The organism is Streptomyces sp. SID5785, assembly GCF_009870065.1.
Taxonomy (GTDB): Bacteria; Actinomycetota; Actinomycetes; order Streptomycetales; family Streptomycetaceae; genus Streptomyces.
In genome coordinates this window covers 1-21,291 of sequence record NZ_WWIA01000942.1, presented here as the reverse complement: position 1 = coordinate 21,291, position 21,291 = coordinate 1, and the positions used below count along the sequence as shown (strand labels likewise).

General features: G+C 66.2%; 12 protein-coding genes, 1 tRNA gene and 3 rRNA genes. 13 read left to right on the top strand and 3 right to left on the bottom strand.

Annotated features, from left to right (window positions below; translation table 11 throughout):
- Positions 1-104 precede the first annotated feature (104 nt).
- The 5 genes from rpsO (at position 105) to GTW43_RS30805 (ending at position 5,537) form a co-directional block, all read left to right on the top strand.
- Positions 105-392 (top strand): 30S ribosomal protein S15, encoded by a 288-nt coding sequence (gene rpsO / locus GTW43_RS30825; RefSeq protein ID WP_161305275.1) that lies wholly within the window; start codon positions 105-107, stop codon positions 390-392.
- 304 nt (positions 393-696) lie between these two features.
- On the top strand, positions 697-2,913 hold the full coding sequence (locus GTW43_RS30820; RefSeq protein WP_161305274.1) for a polyribonucleotide nucleotidyltransferase: 2,217 nt from the start codon (positions 697-699) through the stop codon (positions 2,911-2,913).
- On the top strand, positions 2,910-4,289 hold the full coding sequence (locus tag GTW43_RS30815) for a pitrilysin family protein (protein ID WP_161305273.1): 1,380 nt from the start codon (positions 2,910-2,912) through the stop codon (positions 4,287-4,289). Before GTW43_RS30820 ends, GTW43_RS30815 begins: the two co-directional genes overlap by 4 nt.
- Positions 4,290-4,319: 30 nt before the next feature.
- A complete protein-coding gene (gene dapB, locus GTW43_RS30810; protein WP_161305272.1) occupies positions 4,320-5,075 on the top strand; it encodes a 4-hydroxy-tetrahydrodipicolinate reductase in 756 nt (251 codons plus the stop codon).
- 9 nt (positions 5,076-5,084) lie between these two features.
- A complete protein-coding gene (locus tag GTW43_RS30805; protein WP_161305271.1) occupies positions 5,085-5,537 on the top strand; it encodes a hypothetical protein in 453 nt (150 codons plus the stop codon).
- Between the two features lie 118 nt (positions 5,538-5,655).
- Here the strand turns inward: GTW43_RS30805 and GTW43_RS30800 are convergent, their stop codons facing one another.
- Entirely contained in the window at positions 5,656-6,210 is a 555-nt protein-coding gene (locus GTW43_RS30800; RefSeq protein ID WP_161305270.1) for a hypothetical protein, read from the bottom strand.
- A gap of 102 nt (positions 6,211-6,312) precedes the next feature.
- A complete protein-coding gene (locus GTW43_RS30795; RefSeq protein ID WP_161305269.1) occupies positions 6,313-6,552 on the bottom strand; it encodes a hypothetical protein in 240 nt (79 codons plus the stop codon).
- A gap of 376 nt (positions 6,553-6,928) precedes the next feature.
- Between GTW43_RS30795 and dapA the strand changes: the two genes are divergently transcribed.
- From dapA to GTW43_RS30760, 7 genes are all read left to right on the top strand, one after another.
- The gene (gene dapA, locus GTW43_RS30790; RefSeq protein ID WP_161305268.1) at positions 6,929-7,828 is read left to right on the top strand and encodes a 4-hydroxy-tetrahydrodipicolinate synthase; all 900 of its coding nucleotides are present in this window, start codon (positions 6,929-6,931) and stop codon (positions 7,826-7,828) included.
- A gap of 140 nt (positions 7,829-7,968) precedes the next feature.
- A complete protein-coding gene (locus tag GTW43_RS30785; RefSeq protein WP_161305267.1) occupies positions 7,969-9,654 on the top strand; it encodes a ribonuclease J in 1,686 nt (561 codons plus the stop codon).
- Between the two features lie 496 nt (positions 9,655-10,150).
- Positions 10,151-11,678, top strand: a 16S ribosomal RNA gene (locus GTW43_RS30780).
- Between the two features lie 313 nt (positions 11,679-11,991).
- A 23S ribosomal RNA gene (locus GTW43_RS30775) occupies positions 11,992-15,112 on the top strand.
- Positions 15,113-15,201: 89 nt separating this feature from the next.
- Positions 15,202-15,318, top strand: a 5S ribosomal RNA gene (gene rrf, locus GTW43_RS30770).
- The 16S, 23S and 5S rRNA genes sit together here, the layout of an rRNA operon.
- A gap of 117 nt (positions 15,319-15,435) precedes the next feature.
- Complete coding sequence (locus tag GTW43_RS30765) at positions 15,436-16,098, top strand: DegT/DnrJ/EryC1/StrS family aminotransferase (RefSeq protein ID WP_161305279.1); 663 nt, start codon at positions 15,436-15,438, stop codon at positions 16,096-16,098.
- Positions 16,099-16,194: 96 nt separating this feature from the next.
- Positions 16,195-16,267 (top strand) — tRNA-Thr (locus tag GTW43_RS30760).
- Positions 16,268-16,364: 97 nt separating this feature from the next.
- Here the strand turns inward: GTW43_RS30760 and GTW43_RS30755 are convergent.
- Positions 16,365-18,980 carry a SpoIIE family protein phosphatase gene (locus GTW43_RS30755; protein ID WP_161305266.1) on the bottom strand — a complete coding sequence of 872 codons (2,616 nt, stop codon included), beginning with the start codon at positions 18,978-18,980 and terminating at the stop codon, positions 16,365-16,367.
- A 368-nt stretch (positions 18,981-19,348) separates the two neighbouring features.
- Here GTW43_RS30755 and GTW43_RS30745 point away from each other — a divergent pair.
- On the top strand, positions 19,349-21,291 hold a 1,943-nt coding region (locus GTW43_RS30745), incomplete at its 3' end, for a HAMP domain-containing protein (RefSeq protein ID WP_343246169.1).

Below are 21,291 nucleotides of genomic sequence, written 5' to 3'. Positions count from 1 at the left end.
CAGTCGGGAGCAGCGACCGGCGAGCCCCGCCTCCCGAGTCACGGAAGCTCCCCTGAGATGCAGACCAGGGGCACTCGGCGGCTGACATCCCACGAGGAGTACGCGTGTCTCTCGATTCCGCCACGAAGAAGCAGATCATCGCCGAGTTCGGCCAGAAGGAGGGCGACACCGGCTCCCCCGAGGTCCAGGTCGCCATGCTGTCCCGCCGCATCTCGGACCTGACCGAGCACCTCAAGACGCACAAGCACGACCACCACAGCCGTCGTGGTCTGCTGATCCTGGTCGGCCAGCGTCGCCGCCTCCTGCAGTACCTGGCCAAGAAGGACATCGCGCGCTTCCGTGTCCTGGTCGAGCGCCTCGGCATCCGCCGCGGTGCGGCCGGCGCCCGCTAAGACGCCGCAAGGGGAGCGGTTCCCGGGAATGGGGACCGCTCCTTTGCTGTACGTGCGCACTGTCACACAGGCTTTGTAGTCTGGTGACGTACGAGTACGCGGGACGCGTGCTCGAGACGAGGAGCAGCGCAGCCCTCGCCGCCGCCGGTCCTCGGTAGTGGCCCCCGGAGACGCAAGAGGATCCCCGGGTGCTTCGATCGAAGACCGGCCCGCAACCAAGGCGCGCTGCTCCGTTCGTCCCCCTGCCACACGGGCAGAGCGGGACAAAAGACGAATACAGACGAAAGCAACGGAGATATCGCTAGTGGAGAACGAGACCCACTACGCCGAGGCCGTCATCGACAACGGCTCCTTCGGCACCCGCACCATCCGCTTCGAGACGGGCCGTCTGGCCCGCCAGGCCGCCGGCTCCGCCGTCGCCTACCTCGACGACGACACGATGGTCCTCTCGGCCACCTCGGCCTCGAAGAACCCCAAGGACCAGCTCGACTTCTTCCCCCTCACGGTGGACGTCGAGGAGCGGATGTACGCCGCCGGCAAGATCCCCGGCAGCTTCTTCCGCCGCGAGGGCCGGCCCTCCGAGGACGCCGTCCTCACCTGCCGCCTCATCGACCGCCCGCTGCGCCCGTCCTTCAAGAAGGGCCTGCGCAACGAGATCCAGGTCGTCGCGACGATCATGGCGCTCAACCCCGACCACCTGTACGACGTCGTCGCGATCAACGCCGCGTCCGCGTCCACCCAGCTGGCCGGTCTGCCCTTCTCCGGCCCGGTCGGCGGCGTCCGCGTCGCGCTGATCAACGGCCAGTGGGTCGCGTTCCCGACGCACACCGAGCTCGAGGACGCCGTCTTCGACATGGTGGTCGCCGGTCGCGTCCTCGAGGACGGCGACGTCGCGATCATGATGGTCGAGGCCGAGGCCACCGACAAGACGATCCAGCTGGTCAAGGGCGGCGCCGAGTCGCCGACCGAGGAGGTCGTCGCCGCCGGTCTCGAGGCCGCCAAGCCCTTCATCAAGGTGCTGTGCAAGGCCCAGGCCGACCTCGCCGCCAAGGCCGCGAAGCCGACCGCCGAGTTCCCGATCTTCCTGGACTTCCAGGACGACGTGCTCGAGGCCCTGACCGCCGCCGTGAAGCCCGAGCTCTCCGCCGCGCTCACCATCGCCGGCAAGCAGGAGCGCGAGGCCGAGCTGGACCGCGTCAAGGGTCTGGCCGCCGAGAAGCTCCTCCCGGAGTTCGAGGGCCGCGAGAAGGAGATCTCCGCCGCGTACCGCGCGCTGACCAAGTCCCTGGTGCGCGAGCGCGTCATCAAGGAGAAGAAGCGCATCGACGGCCGCGGTGTCACCGACATCCGCACCCTGGCCGCCGAGGTCGAGGCCATCCCGCGTGTGCACGGCTCCGCCCTGTTCGAGCGCGGCGAGACCCAGATCCTGGGCGTCACCACGCTCAACATGCTCCGCATGGAGCAGCAGCTGGACACCCTCTCCCCGGTGACCCGCAAGCGCTACATGCACAACTACAACTTCCCGCCGTACTCGGTCGGCGAGACCGGCCGCGTCGGCTCCCCGAAGCGCCGCGAGATCGGCCACGGCGCCCTCGCCGAGCGCGCCCTCGTGCCGGTGCTCCCGACGCGCGAGGAGTTCCCCTACGCGATCCGTCAGGTGTCCGAGGCCCTCGGCTCCAACGGCTCGACGTCGATGGGCTCCGTCTGCGCCTCCACCATGTCGATGCTGAACGCCGGTGTGCCCCTCAAGGCCCCCGTCGCCGGTATCGCCATGGGTCTGATCTCCCAGGAGATCGACGGCGAGACGCACTACGTCACCCTCACCGACATCCTCGGTGCGGAGGACGCCTTCGGTGACATGGACTTCAAGGTCGCCGGCACCAAGGACTTCGTGACCGCGCTCCAGCTGGACACGAAGCTCGACGGCATCCCGGCCTCCGTCCTGGCCGCCGCCCTCAAGCAGGCCAAGGACGCCCGCCTCCACATCCTCGACGTGATGATGGAAGCGATCGACGTCCCGGACGAGATGTCCCCCAACGCTCCGCGGATCATCACGGTCAAGATCCCGGTCGACAAGATCGGTGAGGTCATCGGCCCCAAGGGCAAGATGATCAACCAGATCCAGGAGGACACCGGCGCCGACATCACGATCGAGGACGACGGCACCATCTACATCGGTGCCGCCCAGGGCTCGCAGGCCGAGGCCGCCCGCGCCACGATCAACGGCATCGCCAACCCGACCATGCCGGAGGTCGGCGAGCGCTACCTGGGCACCGTCGTGAAGACGACGACCTTCGGCGCGTTCGTGTCGCTCATGCCGGGCAAGGACGGTCTGCTGCACATCTCGCAGATCCGCAAGCTCGCCGGCGGCAAGCGCGTGGAGAACGTCGAGGACGTCGTCGGCGTGGGCCAGAAGGTCCAGGTCGAGATCGCCGAGATCGACTCCCGCGGCAAGCTCTCCCTCATCCCCGTCATCGAGGGCGAAGAGGGCGACGACGCGAAGGACGACACCGACAAGTGACGTCCCGTAGCACCAAGGCGACGGCCCGCACCTCCTCGGAGGCGCGGGCCGTCGCCCGTACCCAAACCCTGATCAAGGGCGAGAACGGCATCGGTACGGTCCGCAGGACCACGCTCCCCAGCGGCCTGCGCATCGTCACCGAGACCCTGCCCTCCGTCCGCTCGGCGACCTTCGGCATCTGGGCCCACGTGGGCTCCCGTGACGAGACGCCGACCCTGAACGGCGCGACGCACTACCTGGAGCACCTCCTCTTCAAGGGCACGCACAAGCGCAGTGCCCTGGACATCTCCGCCGCGATCGACGCGGTCGGCGGCGAGATGAACGCCTTCACGGCGAAGGAGTACACGTGCTACTACGCGCGCGTGCTCGACACCGACCTGCCGCTCGCCATAGACGTCGTCTGCGACATGCTGACCGGCTCTCTCATCGAGGAGGCCGACGTCGACGCGGAGCGCGGCGTCATCCTCGAAGAGATCGCGATGACCGAGGACGACGCGGGCGACTGTGTGCACGACCTGTTCGCGCACACCATGCTCGGCGACACCCCGCTGGGTCGTCCCGTGCTCGGCACCGTCGACACGATCAACGCGCTCAGCCGCGGCCAGATCAGCCGCTTCTACAAGAAGCACTACGACCCGACGCACCTCGTCGTCGCCGCTGCGGGCAACGTCGACCACAACAAGGTCGTCCGCCAGGTCCGCGCCGCCTTCGACCGGGCCGGCGCCCTCGGTGACGCGAGCGTGGCCCCCATCGGCCCGCGCGGCGGTCACAAGACGCTGCGCGCCGCCGGCCGCGTCGACGTCCTCGGCCGCAAGACCGAGCAGGCCCACGTCATCCTCGGCATGCCGGGCCTCGCCCGCACCGACGACCGCCGCTGGGCCATGGGCGTGCTCAACACGGCACTCGGCGGCGGCATGTCCTCGCGCCTCTTCCAGGAGGTCCGCGAGAAGCGCGGTCTGGCCTACAGCGTGTACTCGTACACCTCGGCCTTCGCCGACTGCGGCCTGTTCGGCGTGTACGCGGGCTGCCGCCCGAGCCAGGTGCACGACGTCCTGAAGATCTGCCGCGACGAGCTCGACCAGGTCGCGCAGAACGGTCTGAGCGACGACGAGATCAGCCGCGCCATCGGCCAGCTGTCCGGCTCCACGGTCCTCGGGCTCGAGGACACGGGCGCGCTCATGAACCGCATCGGCAAGAGCGAGCTGTGCTGGGGCGAGCAGATGTCGGTCGACGACATGCTGGAGCGCATCGCCGCGGTGACCCCGGACGAGGTGCGCGACGTGGCGCGCGAGATCCTGGGACAGCGCCCGTCGCTGTCGGTCATCGGTCCGCTCAAGGACAAGCAGGCGTCCCGCCTGCACGAAGCGGTCGCGTAACACCCGTCTGACTGAAGGAACTGGGAGAACATGAGCAAGCTGCGCGTGGCGGTCCTCGGGGCCGGTGGCCGCATCGGCTCCGAGGCGGTCCGTGCCGTCGAGGCCGCCGAGGACATGGAGCTCGTCGCGGCCCTCGGCCGCGGCGACAAGCTGGAGACCCTGACGGACTCCGGTGCCCAGGTCGCGGTCGAGCTGACGACACCCGACTCGGTCATGCAGAACCTGGAGTTCTGCGTGCGCCACGGGATCCACGGCGTCGTCGGCACGACGGGCTGGACCGAGGAGCGCCTCGCGCAGCTCGACGGATGGCTCGCGGACTCCCCGTCCACCGGCGTCCTGATCGCGCCGAACTTCTCCATCGGCGCCGTGCTCACCATGAAGTTCGCCGAGGCGGCCGCCCCGTACTTCGAGTCCGTCGAGGTCATCGAGCTGCACCACCCGAAGAAGGTCGACGCCCCCTCGGGCACGGCCGCGCGCACGGCGCAGCTCATCGCCGCCGCCCGCGCGCAGGCCGGCAGCCCGCCGCAGCCCGATGCGACGGCCACCGCGCTCGACGGGGCGCGCGGGGCGGACGTGGACGGCATCCCGGTCCACTCGGTGCGACTGCGCGGCCTCCTGGCCCACCAGGAGGTGCTCCTCGGCGGTGAGGGCGAGACCCTCACCGTCCGGCACGACTCGCTGCACCACAGCAGCTTCATGCCGGGCATCCTGCTCGGCGCCCGCAAGGTGGTGACGCACCCGGGCCTCACCTTCGGCCTGGAACACTTCCTCGACCTGAACGGCTGACCCACGGCGATGCGCGCGAAGATCACCTATGCGGTCACGGCCGCCGTCCTGGTCGTCTACTTCGTCCTGGCCGGCGATCGAGGCGTCATGCTCATCCGGCAGGGCACCGCACTGACCGTCACGTTCGGCGTCGCGGTGCTGATCCTGCCGGTGATCGGCGTGTGGTTCCTGTGGGCGAACACCCGGTTCGTCCACAAGGCCAACCGGCTGGCCGGACTCCTCGAGGCCGAGGGCGGGCTGCCGGTCGACGAGCTGCGGCGGGACCAGTACGGCCGGATCGACCGGGACTCCGCCGACGAGGTCTTCGCCCGCCGCAGGGCCGAGACGGAGGACACCCCGGGGGACTGGCGCTGCTGGTTCCGCCTGGCGGTCGCCTACAAGGACGCGCGGGACACCCCGCGCGCCCGCAAGGCGATGCAGCGCGCGATCGCGCTCCAGGAGGGGCGCACCGTCGACGCGTGACGCACGCAGCGCAGAGGGCACGCAGCGCAGAGGGGCGGCACCGGAATCCGGTGCCGCCCCTCTCGCGTGCTGTGGGTGCTGTGGGTGCTGTGGGGGGCGTGCTCTGCCGCGGAGCCGGTCACGGCCGGCGGCGGTACTCCTCGGCCCATACCTCGACGGTGTCGGCGGCCCGGTCGAACGCCGTGGTCCGGCCGAGGAAGTCCCCGTTGTGGCTCGTCAGGAGCGTCGTCCGCTCGCCCTGCCGGTCACGCAGGCTGAGCACGAGGGCCTGGCCCTGGACGGTGCGGGGGAGCCCCAGCCAGCGCACCGGCTGCTGCACCGTGCGGACGGCGGCGATCGACCGCCAGGACGCCGTCCGGGTACGGAAGAAGGCGACGTGCCGCACGCCGCGCGCGCTCACCCAGGTGCCCATGCGCAGCAGACGCAGCGCGGCGGCGATGATCAGCACCGCCAGGGCCCCGCAGACCGAGGCCGCGGTCACGTCCCCGGCGGCCGCGATGATCACGGCGGCGAACAGGACGTACGACGCGAGCAGAAGCAGCAGGGCGGAGGTGCCCACCCGGTACGGACCCGGACGGTACGGGCGGCGCCACTGGTCCCGGTCGTCGAACGGCAGCGCGGCGTCCGCGGCCTCGTCGAAAGCACGGTCGGCCGTCAGGAAGGGCAGGGGCACGACTGGTCCTCACTCGCTCCATGCTGGATGGGGGCTGTGCCCGGTGAGGCTACCTAGGCGTGCCCCGGCCTTCCACCCCAGGGGGGCCGTACGAGCACCGTGTCACCGCCCGTCGGAGGCCTCCGACGTCTGCGTGTGCCCGGGGGCCTGGTCCTGCGACAGGGCGGGGAGGCCCAGCATCAGCGAGCCGACGAGCCCGCCGACGACCGTCAGCCCCACCAGGAAGCGCCCGGCGAGCTGGCCGGCCGTGGGGCGCTCGCGCGCGGGAGGGGTGACATTGCTGCGGAACCTGTCGGCTTCAGCGACGAAGGCGAACGGTACGGGCTCGCGCCGACGAAACATGGGCGGTGCTTCTCCTCAAGGGGTTCGAACTGACTGTGTCCATCTACACAGACGCTCGAACGCCCCGAAAGGTGCCCTGTTTCGCCGAATTCACCAAACTTCTCTCGTCTTTACCGGAGATCGTCAGAGATCGCCGGAGATCGCGGCCGGACCTGGGGGTCCCTTGATCGCCACGCTTCGACGGACGGTACAGATGTGCGGTTCCGCCGCCCGAAGTGTCCGTATTGCGGGCTTTCGTAAAGTTCATCTAGCCTGATCAAACGGACCCGGCACTGCCCGAACCCCCGAGCGGGCAGTGCCGGGCTCCCTCTTTGTCGCGACTTGTCACATCCCCCGAGGGGGGACCCGGTGCTGAGCAGCGAGTAGCGTGTTACCCATGGCTCCGACCTCGACTCCGCAGACCCCCTTCGGGAGGGTCCTCACCGCCATGGTCACGCCCTTCACGGCGGACGGCGCACTCGACCTCGACGGCGCGCAGCGGCTCGCCGCCCACCTGGTGGACGCAGGCAACGACGGCCTGATCGTCAACGGCACCACCGGCGAGTCCCCGACCACCAGCGACGCGGAGAAAACCGATCTCGTACGAGCCGTGGTCGAAGCGGTCGGCGACCGCGCACACGTCGTGGCCGGCGTCGGCACGAACGACACCCGCCACAGCATCGAGCTCGCCCGCGCCGCCCAGCAGGCCGGCGCCCACGGCCTCCTCACGGTCACGCCGTACTACAACAAGCCCCCGCAGGCCGGCCTGCTCGCCCACTTCACGGCCATCGCCGACGCGACCGAGCTGCCCGTGATGCTCTACGACATCCCGGGCCGCAGCGGCGTCCCGATCAACACGGACACGATCGTCCGGCTCGCCGAGCACCCGCGCATCGTGGCCAACAAGGACGCCAAGGGCGACCTCGGCCGCGCGAGCTGGACCATCGCGCGCTCCGGACTCGCCTGGTACTCCGGCGACGACATGCTCAACCTGCCGCTCCTGTCCGTGGGCGCCTGCGGATTCGTCTCGGTCGTCGGCCATGTCGTCACCCCCGACCTGCGCGCCATGCTCGACGCGTACCTGTCGGGTGACGTACACAAGGCGACAGAGATCCACCAGAAGCTGCTCCCGGTCTTCACCGGCATGTTCCGCACCCAGGGCGTCATCACGACGAAGGCCGCGCTGAACGCCCAGGGCCTGCCCGCCGGACCGCTGCGCCTGCCGCTCGTCGGACTCACCGACGAGGAGACGGCCCAGCTCAAGATCGATCTTGCCGCCGGCGGGGTACAGCTCTGACAACAGACTTGGCAAAGCTCCACAACTGAACAACACAAGAAGAGCAGAACCGAAGCAACACCAAGACAACTGCTACAGCACGAACGTCACGCGCGCCACGTGCCTCACAGGTACGTGGCGTGTGTGGTGAGGAGAGTCTTTTGAGTCATCCGCATCCTGAACTCGGCGCCCCGCCGAAGCTCCCCAAGGGCGGCCTGCGGGTCACCCCGCTGGGCGGCCTCGGCGAGATCGGCCGCAACATGACCGTCTTCGAGTACGACGGCCGTCTGCTGATCGTCGACTGCGGAGTGCTCTTCCCCGAGGAGGAGCAGCCCGGAATCGACCTGATCCTGCCGGACTTCACGTCCATCAGGGACCGCCTCGACGACATCGAGGGCATCGTGCTCACGCACGGGCACGAGGACCACATCGGCGGCGTCCCCTACCTCCTGCGCGAGAAGCCGGACATCCCGCTGATCGGCTCCAAGCTGACCCTCGCCCTGATCGAGGCGAAGCTCCAGGAGCACCGCATCCGGCCGTACACGCTGGAGGTCTCCGAGGGCGAGCGCGAGCGCCTCGGCCCCTTCGACTGCGAGTTCATCGCGGTCAACCACTCGATCCCCGACGCGCTGGCCGTCGCCGTCCGCACCCCGGCCGGCATGGTCGTGCACACGGGCGACTTCAAGATGGACCAGCTCCCGCTGGACCGCCGCCTGACCGACCTGCCGACGTTCGCGCGGCTCGGCGAGGAGGGCATCGACCTTCTCCTCACCGACTCGACGAACGCCGAGGTCCCGGGCTTCGTCCCGCCCGAGCGCGACATCTCGAACGTGATCCGCGGCGTCTTCGCCTCGGCCCGCAAGCGCATCATCGTCGCCTCGTTCGCCAGCCATGTGCACCGCATCCAGCAGATCCTGGACGCCGCGCACGAGTACGGACGCCGGGTCGCGTTCGTCGGCCGCTCGATGGTCCGCAACATGGGTATCGCCCGTGACCTCGGCTACCTGAAGGTGCCTGCCGGACTCGTCGTCGACGTGAAGACGCTCGACGACCTGCCCGACGACGAGGTCGTGCTCGTCTGCACGGGCTCCCAGGGCGAGCCGATGGCCGCGCTCTCGCGCATGGCCAACCGCGACCACCAGATCCGCATCGTCTCCGGCGACACGGTGATCCTGGCGTCCTCGCTCATCCCCGGCAACGAGAACGCGGTCTACCGCGTGATCAACGGCCTGACCCGCTGGGGAGCGAACGTCGTCCACAAGGGCAATGCCAAGGTCCACGTCTCGGGCCACGCCTCGGCGGGCGAGCTCCTGTACTTCTACAACATCTGCAAGCCGAAGAACCTGATGCCGGTGCACGGTGAATGGCGCCACCTGCGCGCCAACGCCGAATTGGGCGCCCTCACGGGCGTGCCGCACGACCGCATCGTCATCGCCGAGGACGGCGTCGTCGTCGACCTCGTCGGCGGCAAGGCGAAGATCGTAGGCAAGGTGCAGGCCGGTTACGTCTACGTGGACGGCCTGTCCGTCGGTGACGTCGGTGAGCCGGCCCTGAAGGACCGCAAGATCCTCGGGGACGAGGGCATCATCTCGGTCTTCGCGGTGATCGACTCCAGCACGGGGAAGATCACCAGCGGCCCGACGGTCCAGGCCCGCGGCTCCGGCATCGAGGACTCGGCGTTCAACGCCGTGCTCCCGCGCATCACGGAGGTCCTGGAGAAGTCGGCCCAGGACGGCGTCGTCGAACCCCACCAGATGCAGCAGCTCATCCGCCGCACGCTGGGCAAGTGGGTCTCGGACACCTACCGCCGCCGCCCGATGATCCTGCCGGTCGTCGTCGAGGTCTGAGGCACGTGAGGAGCGGGGCGCCTCGATTTGCATCGGGGCGCCCCGCTCCAGTACGTTTACGGCTCCGCCTGAGGGGAACCCGGCGCACTCACGTGCCCGATCCGGTCCCCGAGCGGGTGGGAAAACCGACTCAGAATCTCTGATAAAGTCGGGTCCGCCGAAAGGGAAACGCGAAAGCGAATTCCGACAGGCAAAAGCAGGAAAACTTCCGATGGAAATCGGCCGGTGAAACGGTCTGATAGAGTCGGAAACGCAAGACCGAAGGGAAGCGCCCGGAGGAAAGCCCGAGAGGGTGAGTACGAAGGAAGCGTCCGTTCCTTGAGAACTCAACAGCGTGCCAAAAATCAACGCCAGATTTAGTTGATACCCCGTCTCCAACCGCTTGGTTGGGACGAGGTTCCTTTGAAATAAAACACAGCGAGGACGCTGTGAACCGAGGGATTATTCCTCCCTCTGGTTCCGCTCTCGTGTGTGTTGCCCCGATCACGGGGAAACATTCACGGAGAGTTTGATCCTGGCTCAGGACGAACGCTGGCGGCGTGCTTAACACATGCAAGTCGAACGATGAACCGCTTTCGGGCGGGGATTAGTGGCGAACGGGTGAGTAACACGTGGGCAATCTGCCCTTCACTCTGGGACAAGCCCTGGAAACGGGGTCTAATACCGGATAATACTGCGGTCCTCCTGGACTGTGGTTGAAAGCTCCGGCGGTGAAGGATGAGCCCGCGGCCTATCAGCTTGTTGGTGAGGTAATGGCTCACCAAGGCGACGACGGGTAGCCGGCCTGAGAGGGCGACCGGCCACACTGGGACTGAGACACGGCCCAGACTCCTACGGGAGGCAGCAGTGGGGAATATTGCACAATGGGCGAAAGCCTGATGCAGCGACGCCGCGTGAGGGATGACGGCCTTCGGGTTGTAAACCTCTTTCAGCAGGGAAGAAGCGAAAGTGACGGTACCTGCAGAAGAAGCGCCGGCTAACTACGTGCCAGCAGCCGCGGTAATACGTAGGGCGCAAGCGTTGTCCGGAATTATTGGGCGTAAAGAGCTCGTAGGCGGCTTGTCACGTCGATTGTGAAAGCTCGGGGCTTAACCCCGAGTCTGCAGTCGATACGGGCTAGCTAGAGTGTGGTAGGGGAGATCGGAATTCCTGGTGTAGCGGTGAAATGCGCAGATATCAGGAGGAACACCGGTGGCGAAGGCGGATCTCTGGGCCATTACTGACGCTGAGGAGCGAAAGCGTGGGGAGCGAACAGGATTAGATACCCTGGTAGTCCACGCCGTAAACGGTGGGAACTAGGTGTTGGCGACATTCCACGTCGTCGGTGCCGCAGCTAACGCATTAAGTTCCCCGCCTGGGGAGTACGGCCGCAAGGCTAAAACTCAAAGGAATTGACGGGGGCCCGCACAAGCAGCGGAGCATGTGGCTTAATTCGACGCAACGCGAAGAACCTTACCAAGGCTTGACATACACCGGAAACGGCCAGAGATGGTCGCCCCCTTGTGGTCGGTGTACAGGTGGTGCATGGCTGTCGTCAGCTCGTGTCGTGAGATGTTGGGTTAAGTCCCGCAACGAGCGCAACCCTTGTTCTGTGTTGCCAGCATGCCCTTCGGGGTGATGGGGACTCACAGGAGACCGCCGGGGTCAACTCGGAGGAAGGTGGGGACGACGTCAAGTCATCATGCCCCTTATGTCTTGGGCTGCACACGTGCTACAATGGCCGATACAATGAGCTGCGATACCGTGAGGTGGAGCGAATCTCAAAAAGTCGGTCTCAGTTCGGATTGGGGTCTGCAACTCGACCCCATGAAGTTGGAGTTGCTAGTAATCGCAGATCAGCATTGCTGCGGTGAATACGTTCCCGGGCCTTGTACACACCGCCCGTCACGTCACGAAAGTCGGTAACACCCGAAGCCGGTGGCCCAACCCCTTGTGGGAGGGAGCTGTCGAAGGTGGGACTGGCGATTGGGACGAAGTCGTAACAAGGTAGCCGTACCGGAAGGTGCGGCTGGATCACCTCCTTTCTAAGGAGCATCTAGGCCGCCAGGCATTGTCTGGTGGTCCAGGGCCATTACGTCGGCAAATGTTCGACGGTGGTTGCTCATGGGTGGAACGTTGATTATTCGGCACACTTGATCGTCTTCTCCTTCCAGTACTGCTCTTCGGAGCGTGGAACGTCGAGGGAAGCGGCGAGAGTGTCGGGCACGCTGTTGGGTATCTGAAGGTACGGCCGATATGGCTGCCTTCAGTGCCGGCCCCGGTAAAAGTCTGCTTCGGTGGGCTGTGACGGGTGGTTGGTCGTTGTTTGAGAACTGCACAGTGGACGCGAGCATCTGTGGCCAAGTTTTTAAGGGCGCACGGTGGATGCCTTGGCACCAGGAACCGATGAAGGACGTGGGAGGCCACGATAGTCCCCGGGGAGTCGTCAACCAGGCTTTGATCCGGGGGTTTCCGAATGGGGAAACCCGGCAGTCGTCATGGGCTGTCACCCGCTGCTGAACACATAGGCAGTGTGGAGGGAACGCGGGGAAGTGAAACATCTCAGTACCCGCAGGAAGAGAAAACAACCGTGATTCCGGGAGTAGTGGCGAGCGAAACCGGATGAGGCCAAACCGTATGCGTGTGAGACCCGGCAGGGGTTGCGTATGCGGGGTTGTGGGATCTCTCTTCTGTCGTCTGCCGGCGACAGGACGAGTCAGAAACCGTTGATGTAGGCGAAGGACATGCGAAAGGTCCGGCGTAGAGGGTAAGACCCCCGTAGCTGAAACATTAGCGGCTCGTTTGAGAGACACCCAAGTAGCACGGGGCCCGAGAAATCCCGTGTGAATCTGGCGGGACCACCCGTTAAGCCTAAATATTCCCTGGTGACCGATAGCGGATAGTACCGTGAGGGAATGGTGAAAAGTACCGCGGGAGCGGAGTGAAATAGTACCTGAAACCGTGTGCCTACAAGCCGTGGGAGCGTCGGAATCAAGCTTGCTTGGTTCTCGTGACTGCGTGCCTTTTGAAGAATGAGCCTGCGAGTTTGCGGTGTGTTGCGAGGTTAACCCGTGTGGGGAAGCCGTAGCGAAAGCGAGTCCGAACAGGGCGTTTGAGTAGCACGCTCAAGACCCGAAGCGGAGTGATCTAGCCATGGGCAGGTTGAAGCGGAGGTAAGACTTCGTGGAGGACCGAACCCACCAGGGTTGAAAACCTGGGGGATGACCTGTGGTTAGGGGTGAAAGGCCAATCAAACTCCGTGATAGCTGGTTCTCCCCGAAATGCATTTAGGTGCAGCGTCGTGTGTTTCTTGCCGGAGGTAGAGCACTGGATAGGCGATGGGCCCTACCGGGTTACTGACCTTAGCCAAACTCCGAATGCCGGTAAGTGAGAGCGCGGCAGTGAGACTGTGGGGGATAAGCTCCATGGTCGAGAGGGAAACAGCCCAGAGCATCGACTAAGGCCCCTAAGCGTACGCTAAGTGGGAAAGGATGTGGAGTCGCAGAGACAACCAGGAGGTTGGCTTAGAAGCAGCCACCCTTGAAAGAGTGCGTAATAGCTCACTGGTCTAGTGATTCCGCGCCGACAATGTAGCGGGGCTCAAGCGTACCGCCGAAGTCGTGTCATTCCAGAATATAGGGCCAACGCCTTCTGGGATGGGTAGGGGAGCGTCGTGTGCCGGGTGAAGCAGCACCGGAAGGTAGTTGTGGACGGTTCACGAGTGAGAATGCAGGCATGAGTAGCGATACAAACGTGAGAAACGTTTGCGCCGATTGACTAAGGGTTCCTGGGTCAAGCTGATCTGCCCAGGGTAAGTCGGGACCTAAGGCGAGGCCGACAGGCGTAGTCGATGGATAACCGGTTGATATTCCGGTACCCGCTGTGAAGCGTCAAACATCGAGCATCGTGATGCTAAGGCCGTGAAGCCGTTCCGGACCCTTCGGGGGAAGGAAAGTGGTGGAGCCGCCGGCCCAAGCGGTTAGTAGGTGAGTGATGGGGTGACGCAGGAAGGTAGTCCAGCCCGGGCGGTGGTTGTCCCGGGGTAAGGGTGTAGGACGTCAGGTAGGTAAATCCGCCTGGCATGTGTCTGAGACCTGATGCCGAGCCGATTGTGGTGAAGTGGATGATCCTATGCTGTCGAGAAAAGCCTCTAGCGAGTTTCATGGCGGCCCGTACCCTAAACCGACTCAGGTGGTCAGGTAGAGAATACCGAGGCGTTCGGGTGAACTATGGTTAAGGAACTCGGCAAAATGCCCCCGTAACTTCGGGAGAAGGGGGGCCATCACTGGTGAGGGAACTTGCTTCCTGAGCTGGGGGTGGCCGCAGAGACCAGCGAGAAGCGACTGTTTACTAAAAACACAGGTCCGTGCGAAGCCGTAAGGCGATGTATACGGACTGACGCCTGCCCGGTGCTGGAACGTTAAGGGGACCGGTTAGTCACATTTCGGTGTGGCGAAGCTGAGAACTTAAGCGCCAGTAAACGGCGGTGGTAACTATAACCATCCTAAGGTAGCGAAATTCCTTGTCGGGTAAGTTCCGACCTGCACGAATGGCGTAACGACTTCTCGACTGTCTCAACCATAGGCCCGGTGAAATTGCACTACGAGTAAAGATGCTCGTTTCGCGCAGAAGGACGGAAAGACCCCGGGACCTTTACTACAGTTTGATATTGGTGTTCGGTTCGGCTTGTGTAGGATAGGTGGGAGACTTTGAACCGGCCACGCCAGTGGTCGGGGAGTCGTCGTTGAAATACCACTCTGGTCGTGCTGGATGTCTAACCTCGGTCCGTGATCCGGATCAGGGACAGTGTCTGATGGGTAGTTTAACTGGGGCGGTTGCCTCCCAAAGAGTAACGGAGGCGCCCAAAGGTTCCCTCAGCCTGGTTGGTAATCAGGTGTTGAGTGTAAGTGCACAAGGGAGCTTGACTGTGAGACCGACGGGTCGAGCAGGGACGAAAGTCGGGACTAGTGATCCGGCGGTGGCTTGTGGAAGCGCCGTCGCTCAACGGATAAAAGGTACCCCGGGGATAACAGGCTGATCTTCCCCAAGAGTCCATATCGACGGGATGGTTTGGCACCTCGATGTCGGCTCGTCGCATCCTGGGGCTGGAGTCGGTCCCAAGGGTTGGGCTGTTCGCCCATTAAAGCGGTACGCGAGCTGGGTTTAGAACGTCGTGAGACAGTTCGGTCCCTATCCTCTGTGCGCGCAGGAATATTGAGAAGGGCTGTCCCTAGTACGAGAGGACCGGGACGGACGAACCTCTGGTGTGCCAGTTGTTCTGCCAAGGGCATGGCTGGTTGGCTACGTTCGGGAGGGATAACCGCTGAAAGCATCTAAGCGGGAAGCCTGCTTCGAGATGAGTATTCCCACCCACTTGATGGGGTAAGGCTCCCAGTAGACGACTGGGTTGATAGGCCAGATCTGGAAGCCCGGTAACGGGTGGAGGTGACTGGTACTAATAGGCCGAGGGCTTGTCCTCAGTTGCTCGCGTCCACTGTGTTGGTTCTGAAACCACGAACAATCGTCGAAGCCGATTGGCTACGGCTCCGGTTGTCAGTTTCATAGTGTTTCGGTGGTCATAGCGTGAGGGAAACGCCCGGTTACATTCCGAACCCGGAAGCTAAGCCTCACAGCGCCGATGGTACTGCAGGGGGGACCCTGTGGGAGAGTAGGACGCCGCCGAACTCCTTTTGATGAAGAGCTGGTTCCTGGACCTTTGGTTCAGGGACCAGCTCTTTTTTGTTGTGCGTCACTTTTCGTTCACATTGGGCGACGATCATCCGAGTCATGGGCACAGTCGCAATGCTGCAGGCCGCCGGCATCGGTACCGGCGATGAGGTCATCGTGCCGGCCTACGGCACCCCTGAGATCGCCGAGGCCGTCGTGCGGACCGGAGCCGCTCCTATCTTCGCCGACATCGACCCCGACACGTACTGCATCGACCCCGCGCAGGTCGCGGCCGGTGTGACCGAGCGGACCAAGGCGGTCGTCGCCGTCCATCGGTTCGGTCACCGAGCCGACATCGCGCAGCTCCGTGAGGTCGGCGGACGTCACGGGGTTCTGGTTCTGGAACATGGTGAGTCCGAGAAGCCGTACGACCAGATCGTCCAGCGGCGGGCGCACGCCGCGTACCTCAGCGGGCGGCTCAGCGGCGTACGGACGCCGCTGGGGCACGACGCCCACACCTACCAGCAGTACGTCGTGCGTGTGCCCGGCAACGGGCGGCCCGACCGGGACGCCTTCGCGCGCGTGCTGAGGGACAAGGGCATCGAATGCAGCGTGCCCGTGAAGACTCCCGTGCACCGCATGCCGGCCTTCCGGCGCGATGTCGCGCTGCCGGAGACGGAGCGTGCGGCCGACGAGACGCTGGCACTTCCCGTCGACGGGCACATGTCGCGGCGCCAGTTGCACCGACTGGCGGCACATTGCAATGCCCTCGGTGGCCTTCTGCAGCCCGCCTTCTAGAACCGGAGTCCAGTCGGCCGAGACGGCGGTTCGAAGCGGCCTGAACTTCAGGTATGCTTTTCCTTGTTGGCGCGCGGGAAACCGCGAAAGCGACAGGCCCCTATAGCTCAGTCGGTAGAGCGTCTCCATGGTAAGGAGAAGGTCAGCGGTTCGATTCCGCTTGGGGGCTCGTTAATTGAAGCCTCCGCCCCGATCGGGCGGGGGCTTTTTTTGTGTGTGCAGGGAAGCGGCCGGACCCCGTGAGGCAGGGTCCGGCCGACGGTGTGTCAGTCGTGGTGCAGGCCGGCGACGCGCATCGTCAGGATGGCCATGTCGTCGGACGGGGCGTCGGCGGCGAAGCGTTCGACGGCGCGCATGATGCGGGCCGCGACCGCACCGGCCGTCAGACCCGTGCAGGTCGACAGGACTTCGGCCAGACCGTCGTCGCCGAGCATGCGGGTGCCCTCGCGGCGCTCCGTGATGCCGTCGGTGACGCAGAGCAGGACGTCGCCGGGATCGAGCGTCATCGTCTGCTCGTACAGCTCCAGGTCGTCCATCACACCGAGCAGCGGCTGCGGCTCGGCGAACGGGACGACCGTGCCGTCCTGACGCAGGCGCAGCGGCAGCGGGTGTCCGGCGCAGACCATCTTCAGGACGGCCGATCCGTCCTGCTGCGGCCACAACTCCCCGTAGAGCAGCGTGAGGAAGCGGCTGCGGGCGCCCTCGTCGAGGATCGCCGCGTTCAGGCGCTCCAGTACGGCGGGGCCGCCGAAGCCTTCGCGCGCGAGGAGGCGCAGTGCGTGTCGGGCGAGCCCGGTGACCGCGGCCGCCTCCGGTCCCGTGCCGCACACGTCACCGATCGCGAAGCCGTACGCCCCGTCGCTGATCGGGAAGAGGTCGTAGAAGTCGCCTCCCACCTCGTTGCCCTCGCCCGCGGCGCGGTAGATGACCTCGACCTCGACGCCCGGTACCTCGGGGAGCTCCGGGGGCAGGAGACTGCGCTGGAGGGACTGGCTGATGGCCATGCGCTCCGAGTACAGGCGCGCGTTGTCCAGGGCGAGGGCGGCACGGCGGCTGAGATCCTCGGCCAGCTCCAGGATCTCCTGGCGGAAGTGCTCGTCGCTCGGCTTGCCCAGGGTGAGCATGCCGATGACGCGGTTGCGCGCGACCAGCGGCAGGACGACCGTCTCGCCACCGACCGCCGACGCGGTCTGCAGCGTGGTGCCGATGCCCGAACTGACACTGGCGAGCTCGCCGAGGCCCAGACTCCGCATCGACGTGCGCAGGGCCGCCTGGTGGGCGGCCTCGGCGGGCGCCGACCAGACGCGGGCGCCGGGCGTGGGGACCGGCTCCGGCGGGGCGATCTTGGAAAGCAGGGCTTTCAGGCCGTCGATGCGTTCCTCGTCCTCGTGGAGCACATAGGAGAGGAACGGCTCGGAGGCCTGGTCGGCGATCGTGTAGACGGCGCACCAGGTGGCGAGCGTCGGCACCGTCATCTGGGCCATGAGGGCCAGCGTCTGGTCGCGGTCCAGGGTGCCGGCGAGGAGGTCGGACGCCTCCACGAGGAAGCTGAGCGAACCGCGGCGCAGCTTCTCGAGCTCGCCGAGCCGTGCCGATTCGACGGCCAGGGCGATGCGGTCGGCGGCGAACTGCAGCCGCAGGGCCTCTTCGTTGGAGTAGCGGTCCGGTGACTCCGCTGCCACACCGAGGGAGCCCGTGAGGCGGCCCTCGACCTTGAGGGGCACGGTGACGACGGAGCGCATGCCGGTGCCGTTCAGGAGCGGGACGGCGCCCGGGACCTGGGTGAGGTCCTCGTGGACGGCCGGCATACGGGCCGATCCGTAGCGTCCGGGGCCGACTTCCACCGGTACGCGCGCGAAGCGCTGTCGGGCGGAAGGCAGCCCGGTCGAGGCGCGGACCTCCAGCTCGGTCTCGTCGTCCGTCGCGAGGAGCAGGAAGGCGGAGTCACCGTCGAGCATGTCGCGTGCGCGCTCGACGGTGCGCTGGAGGAGCCCGTCGAGGTCGTCCGGGGCCGGGGAGCCGATGAAGACCTCGAAGGGGTCGGAGCCCTGTCCGTCGGAGGGGGAGTCGGGCGCCGGTACGCGGACGGGGGTCTGCAGCACAGCGCGCTCGTGGTTGCGCACGAGGAGGCAGACGGTGGACGGGTCGCCGTCGGTGTCCCGCACTCGCAGGTGCGAGGCGTACACGGGGGTCACGCGGCCGTCGGAGCCGCGGACGCCGTAGCTGCCCTCCCAGCGCGACAGTTGCAGTGCGTCGGCGATGCCCGTGCTGATGCCGGGGGTGTGGGGCCAGGCCGCGAGGTCGGTGAGGGGCTTTCCGGTGACCTGTTCGGCGCTGTAGCCGAAGAGGTGCTCCGCGTCCTCGTTCCAGGCGGTGATCGCGCCGGTCTTGTCGATCTGGACGACGGCGACGCGCACCCGCTCGTCGGCGAGCGGCAGCAGCTCCGAGGGGAGCGCGGGGCCCGCGGCACGGGTGCCGACGGAGCGCTCCGGCAGGTCGAGTTGGAACCAGACGCGCTTGTGGGTGGCCGAATAGTCGACGCCCCAGCGGCCGGCCAGCGCCGCGCACAGCTGGAGCCCGCGGCCGCCCTCCCGGTCGGGACTGCCCATGTTGATCGCGGCGGACTGGAGTGGAATCTCACGTTCGGGATAGCGGTCGGCGACCTCGACGCGGATGTGATCGTCACTGCGCAGACACAGAACCTCCGCGGACGTGCCCGCGTGAACCACGGCATTTGTCACGAGTTCGCTGGTCAGGACCACGGCGTCGTCGACGATGTCGGTGTAGCCCCACCCTTGGAGCGTGTCGCGCACGAAAGAGCGGGCGGTCGCGACGGAGCGCCCGACGGGTTCGAAGGTGGCGGCCGCGCGCGCGGTGATCACAGAACTCCCTGTACGAGTAGTGCTCGCGGTACGAATGTCGAGGCTCAGGTCTCCCGTACCCATGTCTCGGCCGCCCCTCCGGTGCCCGCTCGTTTTCCGCCACCGACCAGGCCGGGCGGACCGGGACGGGTGGACAGCCGCTGCCCAGGTTACTTACCTTCGCCGTCCATGCGGATGCCGGTCGCCTGTGTTTCCGCCCGGAGGGTGTGCGGACCGTGTGCGAAGCTGCCGAACTGTTATGGCCTGGTTCGGCCATGGTGAAACACTGGGCAAGCTTCCAGAAGGTACGCATCGAAACGCGGGTGCGACGGTAGAAGCGAAACCGAGCAACCCGAGCAGTACAGGTCGACCCCTGCGGGAGGGACACAGTGGAGTCTGGCGCAGCGACGCGGGGCAAGAAGACGCGCGCGGAAGGCGGACAGTCCCTGGCGAAACAGCGCACATCGCGCGGCGGCAGTGGCACGACGACCGTGGACACGGCGGCACTGAACCGGCTTCTCGCCGGTCTCGTCGCCATGCGGGACGGAAATTTCCGCAAGCGTCTTACGGTCAACGGCGACGGAGTGATGGCGGAGGTCGCCGCCGTCTTCAACGAGGTGGCCGACCGGAACCTGCATCTGACGGGTGAGCTCTCTCGCGTGCGCCGCATGGTGGGCCGTGAGGGCAAGCTGACCGAGCGCCTGGAGGTCGGCGCCGGTCAGGGCTCCTGGGTGGTCGCCGTGAACGCGTCGAACGCGCTCGTGGACGATCTCGTGCGCCCCGTGTCCGAGGTCAGCCGGGTGCTCTCCGCGGTCGCCGAGGGCGATCTGTCGCCCCGGATGGAACTGCGGGCGCAGGGCCCGGCGGACGGGACCGGGCACCCGCTGCGCGGCGAGTTCCTGAAGGTCGGCCGGACGGTCAACAATCTGGTCGACCAGCTCTCCACCTTCACGGACGAGGTCACGCGCGTGGCCAGCGAGGTGGGGACCGAGGGCAAGCTCGGCGGGCAGGCGCGCGTGCGCAGTATGTCCGGTTCGTGGAAAGACCTCACGGATTCCGTCAACACGATGGCGTACCGGCTCACCGCTCAGGTACGTGACATTGCTCTCGTGACGACCGCCGTGGCCAAGGGTGATCTGTCCCGAAAGGTCACGGTCGACGTCGCGGGCGAGATGCTCGAGCTGAAGAACACCGTCAACACGATGGTGGACCAGCTGTCGTCGTTCTCCTCCGAGGTGACCCGCGTCGCCCGCGAGGTGGGCACGGAGGGTGAGCTCGGCGGGCAGGCGAAGGTGCCCGGTGTGGCCGGCGTGTGGAAGGACCTCACCGATTCGGTGAACCTCATGGCCGGCAATCTGACGGCCCAGGTGCGAGGAATCGCACAGGTCACCACGGCGGTGGCGAACGGTGACCTGTCCCAGAAGGTGACGGTGTCGGCACGCGGCGAGGTGGCCCAGCTCGCCGAGACGATCAACCAGATGACGGAGACGCTGCGCACCTTCGCGGACGAGGTCACACGCGTCGCCAATGAGGTGGGTGCCGAGGGACAACTTGGCGGCCAGGCGAACGTGCCGGGAGCGGCCGGCACCTGGAAGGACCTCACCGACTCGGTCAACACGGTTTTCAGGAACCTCACGACACAGGTGCGCGACATCGCCACCGTCACGACCGCGGTGGCGAACGGCGACCTGTCGCAGAAGGTCACGGTCGACGTCGCCGGCGAGATGCTGGAGCTGAAGAACACCGTCAACACGATGGTGGACCAGCTGTCGGCCTTCGGCGCCGAAGTCACGCGCGTGGCACGCGAGATCGGTGTCGAAGGTGAACTCGGCGGCCAGGCGCTCGTCGTGGGCGCCGCCGGTACCTGGAAAGACCTCACCGACTCTGTGAACACGGCTTTCCGCAACCTCACCGGTCAGGTGCGCAACATCGCCCAGGTGACGACCGCGGTGGCGAACGGCGACCTGTCCCAGAAGGTGACCGTCGACGTGTCCGGCGAGATGCTCCAGCTGAAGAACACCGTGAACACGATGGTGGACCAGCTGTCGAGCTTCGCCGACCAGGTGACCCGTATGGCGCGCGACGTGGGCACGGAGGGCCGCCTCGGCGGCCAGGCCCGCGTCGACGGAGTGAGCGGCACCTGGAAGGAGCTCACGGACTCCGTCAACTTCATGGCGGGCAACCTGACGTCGCAGGTGCGGCAGATCGCTCAGGTCACGACGGCCGTGGCGCGCGGTGACCTGTCGCAGAAGATCGACGTGGACGCGCGCGGCGAGATCCTCGAGCTGAAGAACACGCTCAACACGATGGTGGACCAGCTCTCCGCGTTCGC

Coding starts and splice junctions, on each gene's coding strand:
- dapB (WP_161305272.1), top strand. CDS start 4,320: ATGAGCAAGCTGCGCGTGGCGGTCCTCGGGGCCGGTGGCCGCATCGGC.
- GTW43_RS30805 (WP_161305271.1), top strand. CDS start 5,085: ATGCGCGCGAAGATCACCTATGCGGTCACGGCCGCCGTCCTGGTCGTC.
- GTW43_RS30795 (WP_161305269.1), bottom strand. CDS start 6,552: ATGTTTCGTCGGCGCGAGCCCGTACCGTTCGCCTTCGTCGCTGAAGCC.
- dapA (WP_161305268.1), top strand. CDS start 6,929: ATGGCTCCGACCTCGACTCCGCAGACCCCCTTCGGGAGGGTCCTCACC.
- GTW43_RS30765 (WP_161305279.1), top strand. CDS start 15,436: ATGCTGCAGGCCGCCGGCATCGGTACCGGCGATGAGGTCATCGTGCCG.